The 17,472-nt window shown below is 37.5% G+C and carries 19 protein-coding genes; 10 read left to right on the top strand and 9 right to left on the bottom strand.

The genetic code is table 11. The features are described from left to right. The first annotated feature begins 125 nt into the window (after positions 1-125). Complete coding sequence (pepE, locus tag ESZ48_RS13530; RefSeq protein WP_129018039.1) at positions 126-833, top strand: dipeptidase PepE; 708 nt, start codon at positions 126-128, stop codon at positions 831-833. Between the two features lie 447 nt (positions 834-1,280). On the opposite strand, the gene ESZ48_RS13525 is transcribed toward pepE, so the two are convergent. Then, positions 1,281-1,706, bottom strand: a complete 426-nt coding sequence (locus ESZ48_RS13525; RefSeq protein WP_129018038.1) for a GNAT family N-acetyltransferase — start codon at positions 1,704-1,706, stop codon at positions 1,281-1,283. Between the two features lie 359 nt (positions 1,707-2,065). On the opposite strand from ESZ48_RS13525, the gene ESZ48_RS13520 reads away from it, so the two are divergent. Then, a complete protein-coding gene (locus ESZ48_RS13520) occupies positions 2,066-2,794 on the top strand; it encodes a M15 family metallopeptidase (RefSeq protein ID WP_129018037.1) in 729 nt (242 codons plus the stop codon). 160 nt (positions 2,795-2,954) lie between these two features. Here ESZ48_RS13520 and ESZ48_RS13515 read toward each other — a convergent pair whose 3' ends face one another. Further along, positions 2,955-3,338, bottom strand: a complete 384-nt coding sequence (locus tag ESZ48_RS13515; protein WP_129018036.1) for an ankyrin repeat domain-containing protein — start codon at positions 3,336-3,338, stop codon at positions 2,955-2,957. A 291-nt stretch (positions 3,339-3,629) separates the two neighbouring features. On the opposite strand from ESZ48_RS13515, the gene gpmI reads away from it, so the two are divergent. Then, entirely contained in the window at positions 3,630-5,147 is a 1,518-nt protein-coding gene (gene gpmI, locus ESZ48_RS13510; protein WP_129018035.1) for a 2,3-bisphosphoglycerate-independent phosphoglycerate mutase, read from the top strand. A 56-nt stretch (positions 5,148-5,203) separates the two neighbouring features. Then, positions 5,204-5,608: a BT0820 family HAD-type phosphatase gene (locus ESZ48_RS13505; protein ID WP_129018034.1), complete on the top strand. Its 405-nt coding sequence runs from the start codon at positions 5,204-5,206 to the stop codon at positions 5,606-5,608. A 3-nt stretch (positions 5,609-5,611) separates the two neighbouring features. Here the strand turns inward: ESZ48_RS13505 and ESZ48_RS13500 are convergent, their stop codons facing one another. Further along, positions 5,612-6,883 carry an acetyl-CoA hydrolase/transferase family protein gene (locus tag ESZ48_RS13500; RefSeq protein ID WP_129018033.1) on the bottom strand — a complete coding sequence of 424 codons (1,272 nt, stop codon included), beginning with the start codon at positions 6,881-6,883 and terminating at the stop codon, positions 5,612-5,614. Between the two features lie 121 nt (positions 6,884-7,004). Here ESZ48_RS13500 and map point away from each other — a divergent pair, with 121 nt between their 5' ends. The 3 genes from map to ESZ48_RS13485 are packed head-to-tail and all read left to right on the top strand — an operon-like array spanning position 7,005 to position 9,058. Then, the gene (gene map, locus ESZ48_RS13495; RefSeq protein WP_129018032.1) at positions 7,005-7,823 is read left to right on the top strand and encodes a type I methionyl aminopeptidase; all 819 of its coding nucleotides are present in this window, start codon (positions 7,005-7,007) and stop codon (positions 7,821-7,823) included. A gap of 48 nt (positions 7,824-7,871) precedes the next feature. Then, positions 7,872-8,249, top strand: coding sequence for a GxxExxY protein (locus tag ESZ48_RS13490; protein WP_129018031.1), 378 nt, complete (start codon positions 7,872-7,874; stop codon positions 8,247-8,249). Between the two features lie 47 nt (positions 8,250-8,296). Continuing rightward, on the top strand, positions 8,297-9,058 hold the full coding sequence (locus ESZ48_RS13485; protein WP_129018030.1) for a class I SAM-dependent methyltransferase: 762 nt from the start codon (positions 8,297-8,299) through the stop codon (positions 9,056-9,058). A 221-nt stretch (positions 9,059-9,279) separates the two neighbouring features. Here the strand turns inward: ESZ48_RS13485 and ESZ48_RS13480 are convergent, their stop codons facing one another. Continuing rightward, positions 9,280-10,263 carry an FAD:protein FMN transferase gene (locus ESZ48_RS13480; protein ID WP_223266454.1) on the bottom strand — a complete coding sequence of 328 codons (984 nt, stop codon included), beginning with the start codon at positions 10,261-10,263 and terminating at the stop codon, positions 9,280-9,282. Between the two features lie 87 nt (positions 10,264-10,350). Next, positions 10,351-10,728 (bottom strand): Na(+)-translocating NADH-quinone reductase subunit F, encoded by a 378-nt coding sequence (locus ESZ48_RS13475; RefSeq protein WP_129018028.1) that lies wholly within the window; start codon positions 10,726-10,728, stop codon positions 10,351-10,353. Between the two features lie 214 nt (positions 10,729-10,942). Here ESZ48_RS13475 and ESZ48_RS13470 point away from each other — a divergent pair, with 214 nt between their 5' ends. The 3 genes from ESZ48_RS13470 to ESZ48_RS13460 all read left to right on the top strand — a co-directional run bounded on the left by ESZ48_RS13470 (position 10,943) and on the right by ESZ48_RS13460 (position 13,715). Continuing rightward, entirely contained in the window at positions 10,943-11,404 is a 462-nt protein-coding gene (locus ESZ48_RS13470) for a Na(+)-translocating NADH-quinone reductase subunit F (protein ID WP_129018027.1), read from the top strand. Positions 11,405-11,944: 540 nt separating this feature from the next. Continuing rightward, complete coding sequence (locus tag ESZ48_RS13465; RefSeq protein WP_129018026.1) at positions 11,945-12,991, top strand: AAA family ATPase; 1,047 nt, start codon at positions 11,945-11,947, stop codon at positions 12,989-12,991. A 1-nt stretch (position 12,992) separates the two neighbouring features. Next, a complete protein-coding gene (locus tag ESZ48_RS13460) occupies positions 12,993-13,715 on the top strand; it encodes a YggS family pyridoxal phosphate-dependent enzyme (protein ID WP_129018025.1) in 723 nt (240 codons plus the stop codon). A 220-nt stretch (positions 13,716-13,935) separates the two neighbouring features. Here the strand turns inward: ESZ48_RS13460 and nqrF are convergent, their stop codons facing one another. The 4 genes from nqrF to ESZ48_RS13440 all read right to left on the bottom strand — a co-directional run bounded on the left by nqrF (position 13,936) and on the right by ESZ48_RS13440 (position 17,471). Beyond that, positions 13,936-15,243: an NADH:ubiquinone reductase (Na(+)-transporting) subunit F gene (gene nqrF, locus ESZ48_RS13455; protein WP_129018024.1), complete on the bottom strand. Its 1,308-nt coding sequence runs from the start codon at positions 15,241-15,243 to the stop codon at positions 13,936-13,938. Positions 15,244-15,251: 8 nt separating this feature from the next. Next, a complete protein-coding gene (gene nqrE, locus ESZ48_RS13450; RefSeq protein ID WP_223266453.1) occupies positions 15,252-15,986 on the bottom strand; it encodes an NADH:ubiquinone reductase (Na(+)-transporting) subunit E in 735 nt (244 codons plus the stop codon). A gap of 84 nt (positions 15,987-16,070) precedes the next feature. Continuing rightward, complete coding sequence (locus ESZ48_RS13445) at positions 16,071-16,715, bottom strand: NADH:ubiquinone reductase (Na(+)-transporting) subunit D (RefSeq protein ID WP_129018023.1); 645 nt, start codon at positions 16,713-16,715, stop codon at positions 16,071-16,073. A gap of 6 nt (positions 16,716-16,721) precedes the next feature. Then, positions 16,722-17,471 (bottom strand): Na(+)-translocating NADH-quinone reductase subunit C, encoded by a 750-nt coding sequence (locus tag ESZ48_RS13440; RefSeq protein WP_129018022.1) that lies wholly within the window; start codon positions 17,469-17,471, stop codon positions 16,722-16,724. Between the last annotated feature and the right edge of the window lies 1 nt (position 17,472).

Raw genomic sequence — 17,472 nt, 5'->3', positions numbered from 1 at the left:
TTAAATTGCCAGATTACTTAAATTTACAACAAAATATTCGAGAATACAGCTATTGTGGGCAAATTTCAGGATATTTCCTACAACAACCTTCTGTAAAATATGCCACGAGAAAAAAATAACATTCTATGAAACAAATGATCATTGCCAGCACCTCAACCTTACATGGGAGTGGATATCTAAACTATCTTTTAGAAGAATTGACTTTTCTTTTTAAAGATACCAATACGATTTTATTTATTCCTTACGCACGTCCAGGCGGCATAAGTCATGATGAATACACCACAAAAGCCCAAGAAGCATTTTCAGAAATCGGAAAAGTAGTCAAAGGCATTCACGAGTTTGACAATCCTAAAGAGGCTTTAAAGAATGCCAAAGGTATTTTCGTTGGCGGTGGCAATACGTTTGTATTGGTCAATCAGCTTTATAGAAATGATTTGATCAGCACCATGCAAAACGTGATTCATGGTGGAACGCCTTATTTGGGCACAAGTGCAGGCAGTAATATCTGCGGACTTACTATCAACACCACCAATGATATGCCTATTGTCTATCCGCCTAGCTTTAAAACTTTGGCAATAGTGCCATTTAATATTAATCCGCATTATTTAGATCCAGATAAAAAATGCAAACACATGGGTGAAACCCGAGAAACACGGATCCAAGAATTTCATGCTTTTAATTCGCAACCAGTGATTGGTCTCAGAGAAGGCAGCTGGTTGGAAGTTAATGGGGATCGGATTACTTTGGAAGGGGAATTGGATGCTCGGATTTTTGAATATAACAAAGCGCCTTATGAGGTGGAAACGGGCACGGATTTGAGTGGATTGAAGTAGTTCAGTTGGCAGTCAGCAGTCAACAGTCAACAGTCAACAGTAGCAGTCGCAGAAGTTTAAAACACAAACTATCCGTATAAAACGTGTTTAAAAAAGGAATTTGTGTTGAATGTACCTATTGCTTCTGCAAATAGACATTTGACGGATGACAAAATTTGTAGGCGTCGTAAATCAGTGATTCCAAAAGCTATTGGGGAGATGTCGAAAGGAGCTATTACACAGAGTTACACAAAGGAGACACAAGTTTCTCAAAGAACTATCCCCTATGATTGGTAACTATTAGAATTGGATATGTCAAATTGGATTCGTGCCAATTCATAATAAACTTCAGTTCAAAGGTAACTTCATGTCAATAGGAGTCGTACAAATAATTAGTAAAATTATTGATTAGTAATATTTAGTGAAAATCAGTGAAATTCGTGTCTAAAAAATACTCGTAACTCCTTGCTAAAGTTTCTTCAAAAAATGATAACCTAAAATTTCAAACCCTTCGTTCATATAAAACTTATGTGATAGATGATTTTGTACATAAGTATTCAGTTCTACCGATTGGAAACCCTTTTGTAACGCATAATCATAAATACATTTCATAAACTGCTTGCCCAAACCTTTCTTTCTGTAACCGTCCTCAATAATCACATGGTCTAGTTCTACACTTCTACCCGAATAATGACGGGTACAAAACCACATCCCGGCTATTCCAATGAGTTTATCACGATCATAGAGCGCCGCACATTCATAGTTTTGGGTCACCATTTCAGCAAAGCGCTGCTTGAGCACCGCTTCAGAAATTTTATGGTTGTTCAATTTCAACATTAATGGAATGATAGAATTGATCTGAGAAGGTTCTAATATTTTAAATGAAATGGGCATACTTTAAATTTTAAGTAAAAATAAATAAATTACTTCAAAGGTAAATTGGTTAATTTTGATTGATTTAATAAAAAAGAATCAAGACCGCTTGCTTCGACTCCGCTCAGCACAGGTCGCTATTAGAATCAAGAATCAAGACTAAAACAGTAAAATGATGAGAATTTTGATTGGGAGATTTATAATTAACCAATAACATTATATTTTGGTGTTATCTATAAAAAAAAATGAACGTCATCATCAAAATCAAGAACCTCGATGCACTAAGACTCACTTGTGGAAATAAAATCTCGAAAAACCATAGTAACCCTAAATTCTCATAAGGTCGACTGACGTGCAATTGTTGAAAACAAATTAAAAACATGGATAGAAAAGATTTTATAAAAACCATAGCTCTTAGCGCAATGGCAATGGGCATAGTACCACAATTGGCCTTTCAAAATGCCGAATTGAGTTATGAGGAATTAATAGGAAAAGGGAATCCAACACTTTATGGCAACGGATTTCAAATTCGCAAGGAAGCCTTTGATGCATTTACAAAAATGAAAACTGCCGCCTTAAAGGATAATATTTCGATTCAAGTGGTCTCCAGTTATCGGAATTTTGCGCATCAAAATCGGATTTGGGAACGCAAATACAAGAATTTCACCCAACAAGGTTTATCTCCAGAAAATGCAATTCAAAAAATCATAGAATATTCGACTATTCCAGGAACGTCACGCCATCATTGGGGCACAGATATGGATATCATTGACGCCAACGTTGCCCAACCCAAAAACGTATTGAGTCCGAGTCATTTTGAAGGCAATGGAAGTTATGTGAATCTTAAAAAATGGATGGACGCAAATTCCAGAGACTTCGGTTTTTATTTGGTTTACACCGACAAACCTGAACGTAAAGGTTTTAAATATGAACCTTGGCATTATAGCTATAAAGCGCTTTCTTGTGACTATCTCAATTCCTACAGAAAATTAAATTTGAAGGACATACTAAAAAACGAATCCCTGATGGGGCACCAACACCTCACCGATTCTTTTTTGGACAGCTATTACGCCGAAAATATTTTGGATATTAATCCGGAACTTTTGTGAATTCAGCGAAAAACAGAGAACCTCGGGGCGAGTACATGAGGTAGGAATAAGAAATTGTCTTTTCGATCGACCCAAGCCTCGGGGTATTAAAATCCTCTGGTGGGAATAAAAAAGCCTCTTAAAAAAGAAGCTTTCCTAAACACTAACTCAACTTTCGATATTATGAAAGATTTTTCAAATAGGCTAAGGCATCTTTCGCATTTGATCGCTTTGCATAATCCATGGCGTTTAAACCCTTTTCTGTTCTCTTTTTAAGCTCAGCGCCATGTTTTACGAGTAGCTCCAAAATATCTACCCGATTATATTTGGCAGCGTACATTGCAGGTGTCATTCCATTTGACGCCTCATTGACATCAGCACCAAATTGGATCAACTTTTTAACTGTTTCAAGATCGCCTTTTACAATGGAAACACAGAATGGGTTGACAGAAACTTTTGTTTTTACAAAACTTGAAGGCTTTGAAGTTTGAATTGATGTGGTTGCATTAGAGGTGTGAAATGCAAAACCTAATGCGATTGCGGAAATAATGATTGTTTTTTTCATGATGAATGATTTTTGACCCGCCCGAACGTATCTTTTTTGTACTGGCGGGTATGTGATTACTTTTTGATTATATAAGAAAGACGATTCAAAATTGGAGCTGTTACAGTATTTCTAATTAAATAGCATTTTTTTACTTTTTTTATGCAGATTATCGTTATAAATATGAATCCCATAAAGACAAACTTTACACTGTTTGTCTAAAAAAATACGCTGATTATATGCGGAATTTTAAGTCGATATGCTACCATTTGATTCTATAAACTTTATCTTTGAAACTCAAAACAAATCACCATGAACAAAAAAGTAATCCTAATGATTCTTGACGGATGGGGAAAATCTCCAGATCCAAAAGTTTCAGCCATAGATAATGCATATACGCCATTTATTGATTCGCTATATCTCAAATACCCCAATGCTTCCCTAAGAACTGACGGTCTCCACGTAGGATTACCAGAAGGTCAAATGGGCAATAGTGAAGTGGGCCATATGAATTTAGGTGCGGGCAGAATTGTGTATCAGGACTTGGCAAAAATAAATTTGGCGGTTCAAAATAATACGCTTGCGCAAGAGCACGTATTGGTGGATGCTTTTAATTTCGCCAAAGAAAATCATAAACCAGTTCACTTTTTAGGTTTGTTGAGTGATGGTGGTGTGCATTCGCATATCAATCATTTATTTGGCTTGTTGGATGCTGCAAAAGCGTATCATCTTGATGACGTTTTCATTCATGCTTTTACAGATGGACGTGATGTTGACCCGAAGTCTGGATTAGGTTTTATAGCCCAACTTCAAAATCATATTAAAGATAGTTCGGCAGAATTGGCGACTGTAACAGGACGCTATTATGCCATGGACCGCGATAAACGTTGGGAGCGTGTCAAACTGGCTTATGATGCTATAGTGAATGGCATTGGAGAACCTTCCACAGATGCGATCCAGTCCATACAAAACAGTTATAACCATGATGTGACGGATGAATTCATAAAACCAATTGTGATGACCGATCAAGATGGTCATCCTAAGGCAAAAATCAAGGATGGCGATGTGGTTATTTTCTTCAACTTCAGAACCGATCGCGGAAGGCAATTAACGCAAGCCTTGTCACAATATGATTTTCATGAACAAAACATGCACAAACTCGATTTGTACTATGTAACCTTAACAAATTATGATGATGTTTTCACGGGAATTAAAGTCGTTTTCGAAAAAGACAATTTGACCGAAACTTTAGGCGAAGTTTTAGAAAAGTATCATAAAAAACAGATCCGTATTGCGGAAACAGAAAAATATCCGCATGTGACGTTTTTCTTTTCAGGAGGACGAGAAGTTCCTTTTGATGGGGAGAAACGTATTCTGAGAAATTCACCCAAAGTCGCCACTTACGATCTAAAACCAGAAATGAGTGCCTTTGAATTGCGCGATGCTTTAATTCCAGAATTGGAAAGTGAAGAAGTCGATTTTGTGTGCCTCAATTTTGCCAATGGCGACATGGTGGGTCATACTGGCGTTATGCAAGCAGCCATTCAAGCTTGTGAAGCAGTTGACATTGTAGTAAAAGATGTGGTGACTACAGCTCTTGAGCACGGCTATACCACTTTATTGATTGCCGATCATGGCAATTGTGAAACCATGATCAATCCGGATGGCTCTCCAAACACGGCACATACCACCAATCCAGTACCTATTATTTTAATCGATAAAGATTTAAAACACATTAGCGATGGCATTTTGGGCGATTTGGCACCCACAATTCTCAAGCTAATGGGCGTTCCACAACCCAAAATTATGACCCAACATCCGTTGATATAATGATTTTGGACAAGCAGCTTATTTATTTGTATTTTTGCCCCCCAAAGCATTAAAACATGAATTTTCAGAACAGACTCATTATCGCTGTAGATTTTGACGGCACCATTGTAGAAGATCGCTATCCAGGAATTGGGAAAGCACGTATTTTTGCCTTTGAAACCTTGAAACGTCTTCAGGAAGATGGACACCGCTTGATTTTATGGACATACAGATATGGCAAAACCCTCGACGAGGCTGTTGCCTTTTGTGAGGAGAACGGCATCACGTTTTATGCCGTCAATAAAAGTTTTCCGGGAGAGGAATTTGACAATACTAAAAGCCGTAAAATAAATGCGGATCTTTTTATTGATGACCGAAACATCGGCGGTGTTCTTGGCTGGGGTGAAGTGTACCAAATAATTACCAGGGAAGAACCCAATATTCCTGAGAAAAAGAAAGGGCTCTTTTCATTTTTCAGATAAACCTTAGTTGCTCATCAAATCATAATATTGTCTATCAATAGCTTCTCTATGATTGGGATGCGCAATATTTACTAAGGCCTTGACACGGTTTTTAATGGTTTTACCATACAATTCGGCAATCCCATATTCGGTTACCACATAATTTACGTGCGCTCTTGTAGTGACTACGCCGGCTCCTGGCTTTAAACTTGGAACAATACGGCTGATGCCCGATTTGGTTTCAGAAGGCAAAGCGATAATGGCCTTCCCGCCCTCACTTAATGAAGCTCCCCTGATAAAATCCATTTGTCCGCCTACGCCAGAATATATTTTTGGGCCAATAGAATCCGCACAAACTTGTCCCGTTAAGTCAACTTCTATTGCAGAATTGATTGCTACCATGCGTGGATTTTGTTTGATGATGGACACATCATTGGTATAATTTGAAGCCCGCATTTCAATAAACGGATTGTCATCAACATAATCATACAAACGCTTTGAACCCATTAAAAAGGTGGCCAATGCCCTACCTCTATTGATGCTTTTGTAATTGCCGTTGATGACATTGCTCAAAATAAGGTCAATCACACCATCACTGAACATTTCAGTGTGTAAACCCAGGTCCTTATGGTTGGACAATCGGGTCAATACGGCATTTGGAATACTTCCAATCCCCATTTGCAAAGTGCTTCGGTCCTCAATTAAACCTGCTACAAAATCGCCAATCCTACCTTCTATAGCCGTTGGTTCTGCCATTTCGTGAATCGGCAATGGTTCGTCACAATCTACAAAGGCATCGATTTCAGAAATATGGATAATTCCCGCGCCATGTGTTCTGGGCATTTGTTTATTAACCTGTGCAATCACATAGTTGGCATTGTCAATGGCGGCCAAAGTCGCTTCTACAGAAACACCGAGGGAACAATACCCATGTTTATCAGGAACTGAGACATGAATTAATGCGACGTCCAATGGGATGATGCGACGCTTAAACAACAATGGCAATTCACTTAAAAAAACAGGAGTATAAGAACCATTTCCTGCTTTTATGGTATGTCTTACGTTTTCACCAACAAAAAAACAATTGACATGGAAACTCTCTTTTAATTCAGGATTCGCATAAGGCGCCACCCCTTCAGTATGTAATTGGCAAATTTCAACGTTTCTCAGTTCTTCATGTCGGTTGGCCAAAGCCTTTATCAACACTTGTGGCGCGGCGGCGGCTGCTTGTATATAAACACGGTCATTTGACTTCACTGCCTTTACGGCGTCTTCTGCGGAAATTGCTTTGTACATAGTTATTATATTTAATCACAAAACTATTCAACAAAATCCATTTAAAAACTGTTATATGTCATGTTCGAGAAGAAGGTCAACCCCATTTATTTTAATTATCTTTGCGCAATATTTTTTTACAATGATTATACAAAAAACAAGAGAAGAGATTGAGTTAATGCGCGAAAGTGCCTTAATAGTTTCCAAAACTTTGGGCATGTTGGCCAAAGAAATAAAACCTGGTGTTACGACCATGCAATTGGATAAAATGGCGGAAGAATTTATTCGTGCACAAGGCGCCATCCCAGGGTTTTTAGGACTTTACGATTGTCCGTCCACCTTACTGTGCAGTACCAACGAAGCCGTTGTTCATGGTTTACCAACAAATATTCCCTTAAAAGAAGGTGACGTGGTAGCCGTAGATTGTGGCGCCATAAAGAATGAGTTTTATGGAGACCATGCCTACACCTTCGAAATTGGTGAAGTGGCTCCAGAAGTGAAGAAACTTCTTCAAATCACCAAAGAATCTTTATACGTTGGGATAAGAGAGTTTAAAATCGGCAACCGTGTGGGTGATGTAGGTCATGCCATACAGAACTATTGCGAAGCGGAAGGTTATGGTGTAGTTCGTGAATTGGTCGGACATGGTCTAGGCAAAAAAATGCACGAAGATCCTGAAATGCCAAACTATGGTAAACGTGGACGGGGCAAGAAATTCATTGAAGGCATGGTCGTGGCCATCGAGCCTATGATCAATTTAGGAACCCACAGAATCAAACAATTGAATGATGGTTGGACCATTGTAACTTTGGATGGAAAACCAAGTGCACATTTTGAGCACGACGTGGCACTCGTGGATGGCAAACCTGAAATATTGTCAACCTTTGGGTATATTTATGAGGCTCTGGGGATTGTTTCTGATGAGGAGGATGAGTTTAGGAGGGAAACTTTAGTGCTTTAACTATTGCACAGAGACACGCGGAGATATCACAGAGATACACAGAGAACTATGGATGATAAATTGACTGAACGTATTATTGGAGCAGCGATTGAGGTTCATAAAGCTTTGGGACCTGGCCTGTTGGAATCTGCTTATCAAAAGTGTTTGTTTTATGAACTAAAATCCCAAGGTTTAGCTGTAAAACAAGAAATTCCATTACCAATAATCTATAAAGATATAATATTAGAACATGGGTATCGTATTGATTTGTTGGTCGAAAATGAAGTCGTCATTGAAATAAAAACTGTCGAGAAATTTACAGATGTCCATTCGGCTCAAATATTGACTTATTTAAGATTAGGTCATTTTCCGAAAGGATTACTTATTAATTTTCATACAAAACTTTTAACATCAGGCATCAAGCGCTTTATCAACACACCCCATTAAATCTCTGTGTAACTCTGCGTTTTCTCTGTGAATCTCTGTGATACAACTTGAAAATCTTCAAATACATCCTCAACACCATCCCAAGACCAATCCTAATCAGGTTGAGTTACATAGCACGCCCTGTTTTAGCATTCTTTTTAAAAGGCAATCAATTCACAGATCCAATTGATGGTAAAAGTTTCAAATCGTTTTTACCTTACGGATATGGGAATCAGCGCAACAACGTTTTGTCGCCTTCCACATTGAGTTTGGAACGCCACAGATTGTTATGGTTGTACCTTAAAAATGAAACAGATTTTTTTACCGCTCCAAAAAAGGTGTTGCATTTTGCACCGGAACAGGCATTTTATAAACGTTTCCGGAAGATGAAGAATTTGGACTATGTCACTACCGATTTAAATTCGCCATTAGCCGATGTGAAAGCTGATGTTTGCGATTTACCGTTTAAGGATAACGAATTTGACATCATTTTATGTAATCATGTTTTAGAACATATTCCTGACGACACCAAAGCGATGCAAGAATTATACCGAATTATGAAACCTGGAGGTTATGGGATTTTTCAGATTCCGCAAGATTTATCAAGGACAAAAACTTTTGAAGATGATAGCATAACCGACAGAAAAGAACGCGCTAAAATCTTTGGGCAATATGATCACGTCCGAATTTATGGGCGGGATTATTTTGATAAACTTCGTTCTATTGGCTTTAAGGTGGAGGAAGTGGATTATACGACTAAATTATCTGATGTGGATGCCACTCGTTTTTGTTTGGCGGAGGGAGAGATTATTCCTTTGGTGCGGAAGTGAGCCTATTTCGCAGAGATGTTATTTCACTGAGATACACAGAGGAATCAAGGAGATGCACGGAGTTTTTTGGAACTTCAAAAAAATATATGCAGCTAAATTCTCTTTGTGGAACTGTGTATTACAAGTTTTGAAGAATGATTTTAAAGTCGGATTTGGCTTTTTGAAACTCTATTTAAAACTCCGCGTAACTCTGTGTAAAAAAATAACCTGTCCTTAAAAACTCACTCTTCAGGAAAACCATTCAAAGAAAGTGTTTCCAATTCTCTATCATCATTTTCAAAAATCAAAAACACTTTTAATTCGGGATGGTTTATTAAAAAAGCCTTCACTTTCTCTAGTCCCATAGCTTTAAATGCCGTTGCATAAGCATCAGCAGTCATACAATCTTTAGCAATGACTGAAATGCTCAATAAATTGGTTTTACTTGGGTAGCCGGTTATTGGATCCAAGATGTGCGAATACCGATTTCCCAAACTATCGGTTTTGAATTTTCGATACGTTCCTGATGTTGCCATGGCTTCATCATATAATGAAATGGTTTTTAAAACAGATTGTTCGATATCAAAATGGGGCAGCTCCACACCTACTTTCCAGGGCTTTTGTTTTTCAAAATTCTGCCCTTTACATCTTATTTCCCCACCTATTTCAACAATATAATCTTTGATATTCTGACTTTCCAAGAAATCAGCAATGACATCCACCCCATAACCTTTGGCAATAGCGTTGAAATCGATGAACGTATTTGGGTTTTCCTTTGTAATGGTGTTGTTATTCAGTGTTACTTTATCCAATCCTACAGACAACATCAAGCTATCTATTTTAAGACTGTCCAAGGCCACAACCTTTCCCTCTGGCCCAAAATCCCATGCGTTGACCAAAACCCCTATAGTGGGATCAAAAACACCATCAGTAGCTTCATAAATCTCTTTTGAAGCGCTAAATACATTTTTAAAATGTTCATCTATGGTAAAAGCTTCATTTCGGTTGATTTTAGAAATATCGGAGTCCTTCTGATACGTAGACATGGAGGTATTGATGATATCAAATAAACTATCAAACTGTCGTTGGAAGCTTCTGTTCTTTTCTGAATAATATTGGACACCGTATGAGGTTCCGAAAACCTCGCCAGACATTTTGGTGTTTATAGGCTCTTGTTTGCATGAAAATGTGCAAAAAACCAAGAGGATCCCTATTCCTGTTGTCAAGAAGACACGAGTTTTTTTAGAAAAATTATAAGTAAATCTCTGTGAACCTCTGTAGTTCTCTGGGCAACTCCGTGTCATAGGTTTTCTCTAATTCAAATTGGTTTCTATCACCTGAATGCCATTGTATTCAATCAAGTATTCTTCATTTAAATAGACCGGCAAATCTTCACCGTCTGGATTTCCTATGCCAACACCAGCATATAATACTTTCGCATTTTTTTCTCGGGCATGTTTTTTAAAGCTTTCCATCCAGATGATATCATAGTTATTCGGATTTTCAGGAAGGAGTACCGACCTCACGATGACGAAGAAATACTGTTTCGTTTTATCTATGCACACAAACTGCGGATGCTTTTTAAGTTTGCTGTTGATCGCTATAAATTCAAATCCGCGAGCTTCCAGATCCTTTCCAACATGATTCATGGCAAGGTTGTGCATTTCTTGTTCTGTAAGTGCTTTTCTCATGCTGCAAAAATACAATAATACCAATGATCAAGCTCTTAAGAAAAATGAAAATTATTTGTATGACTTAAAATCTTAACCGAAAACGTTGTATTGAAAACTTTAACCTAACGGGACTTAATCTCTTAAGATTCACTATTTATATTTTGTTAAAACCAATAAATTTCTTCATTTGAATTATCAATTTCAGTACCTTAATAGTCATAAATCTCAAGCTATGAAGACTTCACACCGATTAGATCAGGCCATTCAGAAATTATATGCAGCATTTCATAATAATGAACTTCATCCAGAATGTTGTCAGCAATGTGCTGTCGGAAATATTTTAGATCATAACGATGCCTGGAAACATCTTTCAGATAGTCATGGCTCTTTACAATTGAATTATGTGGGACTGGTCCATCAGAATTTAGGTAGAAAGTTTAGCGGGTATTCACCTCTCGAATTATTACGAATAGAAGCCAGTTTTCTTAAAGGATGTGGGTATGCCCTACCTTTAAATCGAAAAGGAAAAAAACCCAAAAACCCAAAAGACAAGAACGTTCTTTTTAATGGGTTGTGTGAAACTGTGGCATTTTTATGCGCCTTGGACGGTGTGGATAACGTCATGGATTATTCAAAACTTTTTGAATTTGACAACGACCAACCGCGACACCAGCTGGAGGAGATCTTAACTTAATCGAGTGTCGGGCAGGATATACTATAAACCTTTCAGGTTTTGAAAACCTCAAAGGTTTAATCATTAGTTAATTAATTAAGCAAAAATTATCAAAGCCTAAAAACAGTGTTCAATTATTGGAAAAATACCTAGAATACCCAATAATTTAAAAAACTCTTCATCTTAAAAGTGTTTTAATTTATGATACTTAGCCATATAAAGAAGCTTTCAAAGCTGTTAACTTCCTATTTCAAAAAACTTAGAGTGTGAATCTCCTTGTGGTATAGCACACATTATATCTAGACTTCCTATTGCAAAATTTAACAAGAAGACCTTCTAGTGAGAAACTTTTTAAACAGCTCATTATATCGACATCTCATGAGACTTGACTCCATTTGACGTGAAATGCTAGCGTTTTGAATATGGAAAGTTGTTCGAATTAGGTAAATTTGAACTCTATTATAAATGACACAAATGGCGCTATTATTTGGCGCTCTTATGCAATTGTTTCACATATAACCAAAATGAAACAGAAATTATAATCCTCAGAAGATCTATCACATGGCACATCACAGCACCTATTTAAACCCAAAACACAAGGTCATTCCACTTGATCAACTTCATCTCAATGAAGACATCAGAGTCCGTATCAATCAGTTATTGGAAGAATTCACCTATATCAATGCGCTCAACAACCTGAACATTCCTGTGGACAATAAGATTTTGTTATATGGCCATACAGGATGTGGAAAAACAGCCACGGCCTACGCCATAGGACACGCCTTAAACAAAAAGGTCATTGCCATTAATTTAAGCGGATTCGTATCGTCTAAATTAGGGGAAACAGCAAAAAATCTATCTGAACTCTTCAAAAAAGCATCTAATGATGACGCCATTTTATTTATAGATGAATTTGATTTTATAGGTAAATTAAGAGATTATGACGAGAAAGATTCAGGTGAAATGAAGCGGTTGGTGAACACCTTGCTTCAATTGATCGATAATTTACCAGATAATGCCCTATTAATTTGTGCTACAAACCATTTAGATATTATTGACACGGCTTTATTGCGACGGTTTCAAATTAGACTTAGATACACCTTACCTACCGAAGAAGATCTCGACACCTATTACGACAGGATACTATCAGGTTTTCCAAAAAACCTCAACACTATTAAAAGAAGTTATGGCATTTCTTATGCTGAGGCAAAAGATAGCATTCATCAACAAATAAAAGCCAATGTCATCCAGTTTGAAAAACAGAAAAAACATCTTTTGTTTTCTTATGACACTATCGTATCCGAGGACCTGCAGCTTCAACATTACGGTAGAAAATTTCAAGGAACTGAAGACACTTTATCTGGATACACATTAAAGGATTCAAAATTCAATGGTGTTTCTATGTCTGAAAACAACAGAACAAAAACACCTAAAATCGCCATAAAATCAAAAGAACCGAGCGATAAATTAAAAGGGATGGTGTTCGAGATTACAGGGGAAGAACTTGTACTGACTGATCAACTTGCAGTTACTAATTCAAAAAGGGCTTTGGCAACCACCAACTCAGGAGTAGAAGTCTGGGTTTATATTGAAAAAAATGAGTTTTAATATGGAACATTCGATTCAGAAGAATATCGCAAAAATCCTTGAAAGAATTGAAAACGCCTGTAAAAATGCCAATCGAAATACCGATGACGTAAAGTTGTTATTGGCTACGAAAACCGTATCTGCGGAAAATATAAAAATTGCTTTTGCCAATCATCAAACCTTAATTGGTGAAAATAAGATTCAAGAGATTAAAGAAAAGTATGAGAGCTTAAAGCCCTTCGCCCATCAAAAGCACTTTATAGGCCACTTACAGACCAATAAGGTAAAAGAATTGATACGTTATGATGTGGATTGCCTTCAGTCTTTAGACAGGCTCAAATTGGCAGAAAAACTACAAAATCGGTTGGAATATGAAGATAGAACCATGGATGCCTATTTGCAATTTAATACCTCGTTTGAAGAAAGTAAATTTGGAATGCATCCTGACAACGCCGTAAAATTCGCTATGGAAGTCCAACAGTTTGACCGCATCAACATCAAAGGTTTAATGACCATCGGCTTATTTTCAGCCGAACATGAAAAAGTTCGGAGATGTTTCAAATTGCTAAAAAACGTACAATTGCAACTTCTTGACAAAGGCATTCCGGCAAATGAACTGTCGATGGGCATGAGTGGAGACTTGGAAATTGCCATCGAAGAAGGAGCAACTATGGTTAGGGTTGGCACCGCTGTGTTTGGGAAACGTGAACACCCCGATAGTTATTACTGGAATGAAGGCAAATAGGTTTTTTAATTTAGAACCAAGACCGCTTCGCTTTTAGAGTGAACTTGCCGGCGGGCAGGGAATCTAGAATTGAAATCTATTCGATTTTATTCGCTTCATAAAAATAAAAAAAGCCAGGACTTAATGAAAGTACTGGCTTTTTTTTATTTATTAGTTGACTGAATTTCGCTAAAGAAATTCGCTAAGCTAAACCTAAAGGATTCCTGCCTGCGCAGCAATTTTATCCTCCGAAGTCGTCAAATCTGATGTTTTCATCAGGGATTCCGAAATCCTCTCCCATTTTTTGAACTGCTTGGTTCATTAATGGTGGACCACAGAAATACAATTCGATATCTTCTGGTGAATCATGGTGATTCAAATAGTTATCGATCACACAATTGTGGATGAATCCTACGAAACCATCACCTGGAGCGTCAATGTTTTCCTTTATTTTCCAATTATCCTCTTCCATTGGTTCAGATAATGCCATATAAAACTTAAAGTTAGGGAACTCACGCTCTAGCTCATGGAAATGCTCTAAATAGAACAACTCACGCTTAGAACGACCACCGTACCAATACGTTACTTTACGACCTGTTTTTAAGGTTTTGAAAAGTTGATACAAGTGAGAACGCATTGGCGCCATTCCTGCTCCACCACCTACGTACAACATTTCACTGTCTGACTCATTGATAAAGAACTCTCCGAAAGGTCCAGAAATAACGACCTTATCACCTGGTTTCTGAGCAAATATATAAGATGATGCAATACCTGGATTAACATCCATCCAACCGTTTTTAGCACGATCGAATGGCGGTGTTGCAATACGTACGTTTAACATGATTTCACGTCCTTCTGCTGGATAAGAAGCCATTGAGTAAGCACGTTCTACAGTTTCGTCGTTTTTCATGACCAAAGGCCAAAGCTTAAATTTGTCCCATTCTGCCTGAAATTTATCTGGCGTATCATGTTCTTCTGGATGCGCTGTGATGTCCATATCCGAAAATTTAATTTCGCATTTTGGAATCTCAATTTGGACATAACCACCTGCTTTGTAGCCCATATCCTCCTCAATCTCAACAACAAACTCCTTAATAAATGAGGCCACGTTGTAGTTTCTAACCACGGTTGCTTCCCATTTCTTAACTCCAAATATTTCTTCAGGAATGGTAATTTCCATATCCTGTTTTACCCTTACCTGACAAGATAAACGGATGCCTTCTTGAATCTCTCTTCTACTGAAGTGAGGTGTCTCTGTAGGTAAAGCTTCCCCGCCTCCTGATAGTACGTGGCACTCACACTGAATACAAGTTCCACCACCACCACAAGCGGATGGTAAAAATATTTTCTGGGCTGATAAGGTATTTAATAAGGTGCTTCCTGAACTGACTTCCAATTTACGTTCACCGTTAATGGTAAGTGTTACCGGACCTGAAGGAGACAATTTTTGTTTCACTACAAGTAAAAGCGTTACCAATAATAAAGTAACCACTAAAAACGCGACAACTGTAACAATGACTGTTCCTAATGTGCTTGCTGCTAATATCATAATCTTTATTATTTATTATCTGTATCGTTTGTTTCTTCAATCACAAAATCAGAAGTTTTGTGATCTTTCTGGGCAGTTACCATACCATCGACGGTTTCCAAATTGTCTTCTGTAGCTTCATCATCTCCACCAGTTAACATACCACCAAAACTCATAAACCCAATGGCCATTAAACCCGTGATTATAAATGTAATCCCTAATCCTCTTAAAGGTGCAGGAACATTACTATATCTGATTTTCTCTCTAATGGCAGCGATGGCAACAATAGCTAAAAACCAACCTATTCCTGAACCTATACCATAATTAAGTGCCAAACCTAAAGTTTCTATTTCACGAGACTGCATAAATAAAGAACCTCCTAAAATAGCACAGTTTACTGCAATCAAAGGTAGAAATATACCCAAGGAGTTATATAATCCCGGTGAAAATTTCTCAACAACAATTTCAACAAGTTGAACCATGGTTGCAATGGTGGCAATAAACATAATAAAGGATAAGAAGCTCAGGTCAAAATCCGCATATTCTGGTCCCAACCAAACCAAGGCGCCTTCTTGTAGTAAATATTGATCCAACAACCAGTTTAAAGGTACTGTAATCGCCAAAACAAAGATGACGGCAGCACCAAGACCAACGGCAGTAGCTACTTTTTTAGACACAGCCAAATATGAACACATACCCAAGAAGTATGCGAAAATCATGTTGTCTACAAATATCGATTTGAAAAATAATTCTATATGTTCCATTTTTTATAGTCTTCAGTCTTCAGTCCACAGTCTTCAGTAGCGCTTTATTGCTTACTGATGTCTGCTTACTGCAGGCTATTTAAATTAGTCTTCTATTAATTCTTTGTTTTTGCTTCTTTGTACCCAAATGATAATACCTATGACTATCAATGCCATTGGAGGTAGAACCATGAAGCCGTTATTTTCATAACCGATAGCGTATAGACCGGTTTTCTCAACAGGGTCTCCCAAAACTTTAAAGCCCATCAAGGTACCTGACCCTAAAAGCTCTCTAAAGAAGCCCACAATAACTAAAATAACTCCATAACCTAAAGCATTACCAACACCATCCAAAAATGATTGCCAAGGTCCGTTTGCCAAAGCAAAAGCTTCAAAACGTCCCATAATAATACAGTTGGTAATAATAAGTCCGATGAAAACAGAAAGCTCTTTACTCAAACTATAAGCATAAGCTTTCAACACCTGGTCAACAATAATTACTAAGGTTGCCACTACGACGAGTTGTACAATAATTCTGATTTTTGAAGGAATGATATTTCGCATTAACGAAATAACTACGTTACCGGCTCCTAACACAAATATTACAGAAATAGCCATTACTATAGATGGCTTTAACTGTGCAGTAATAGCCAAGGCAGAACAGATTCCTAAAACCTGAATGGTAATAGGGTTATTATCCGCCAAAGGATCCATGATTAGTTTACTATCTTTTTTTGATAAAAGTCTCATACAATTTTATTTTAATGTCTTGAAATAAGGCACATACATTCTTAAATCCTTTTTAATCATCGCAGTAACACCGTCTCCAGTAATAGTAGCCCCTGCAATTGCATCTACCGCATTGTCAGTTTTTCTATCATTCCTAGGATCTGCGTTCCCTTTCGCTACGGTTATTCCTTTAAAAGCACCAGATTCATTTAAAAGGTGTTCACCTTCAAAATCGTCCATAAAATAACGCTGTTTAATCTCACTACCTAAACCAGGAGTTTCTCCGGCATGATCAAAAAATACACCCTGTACCACCATATCTTTGTCTACAGCTACAAAACCCCAAATGGCATCCCATAATCCTTTTCCTCTAATAGGCATGACATAAATAGGATTTCCATCTTTTTCACCTTCAAACAAAGGCAACTTACGTGTGTAGTTAGGATCTTTCGCTTTTGCCTCTTCTTTTTTGACATCTAGCAAGTAAGCTTGAGCATCCTCAGTCACTTTATCACCTTCAACTATATATTGTTTTGTAATGGTACTATTGAATACGTCCTCTACTTTGTCGGCAGATATGAATTCAACATCACTTGGTCCTTCATTGGCATTGATGCCCATGGCGTACAATATATTCTGTTGTATTTCAAATCGCTCATTCGCTTTTACCAAAGGTTTTAAGCCTTGGGCCAGTCCTGCAAGAATAGAACCAACCACAATAACCATAACAATGGCAAAAATAACGGTATAACTATTTTTATCTGTATCGATCGCCATA

The sequence above is a fragment of the Gelidibacter gilvus genome, assembly GCF_004115975.1.
GTDB lineage: Bacteria > Bacteroidota > Bacteroidia > Flavobacteriales > Flavobacteriaceae > Gelidibacter > Gelidibacter gilvus.
This window is presented reverse-complemented; position numbering and strand designations above follow the sequence as displayed.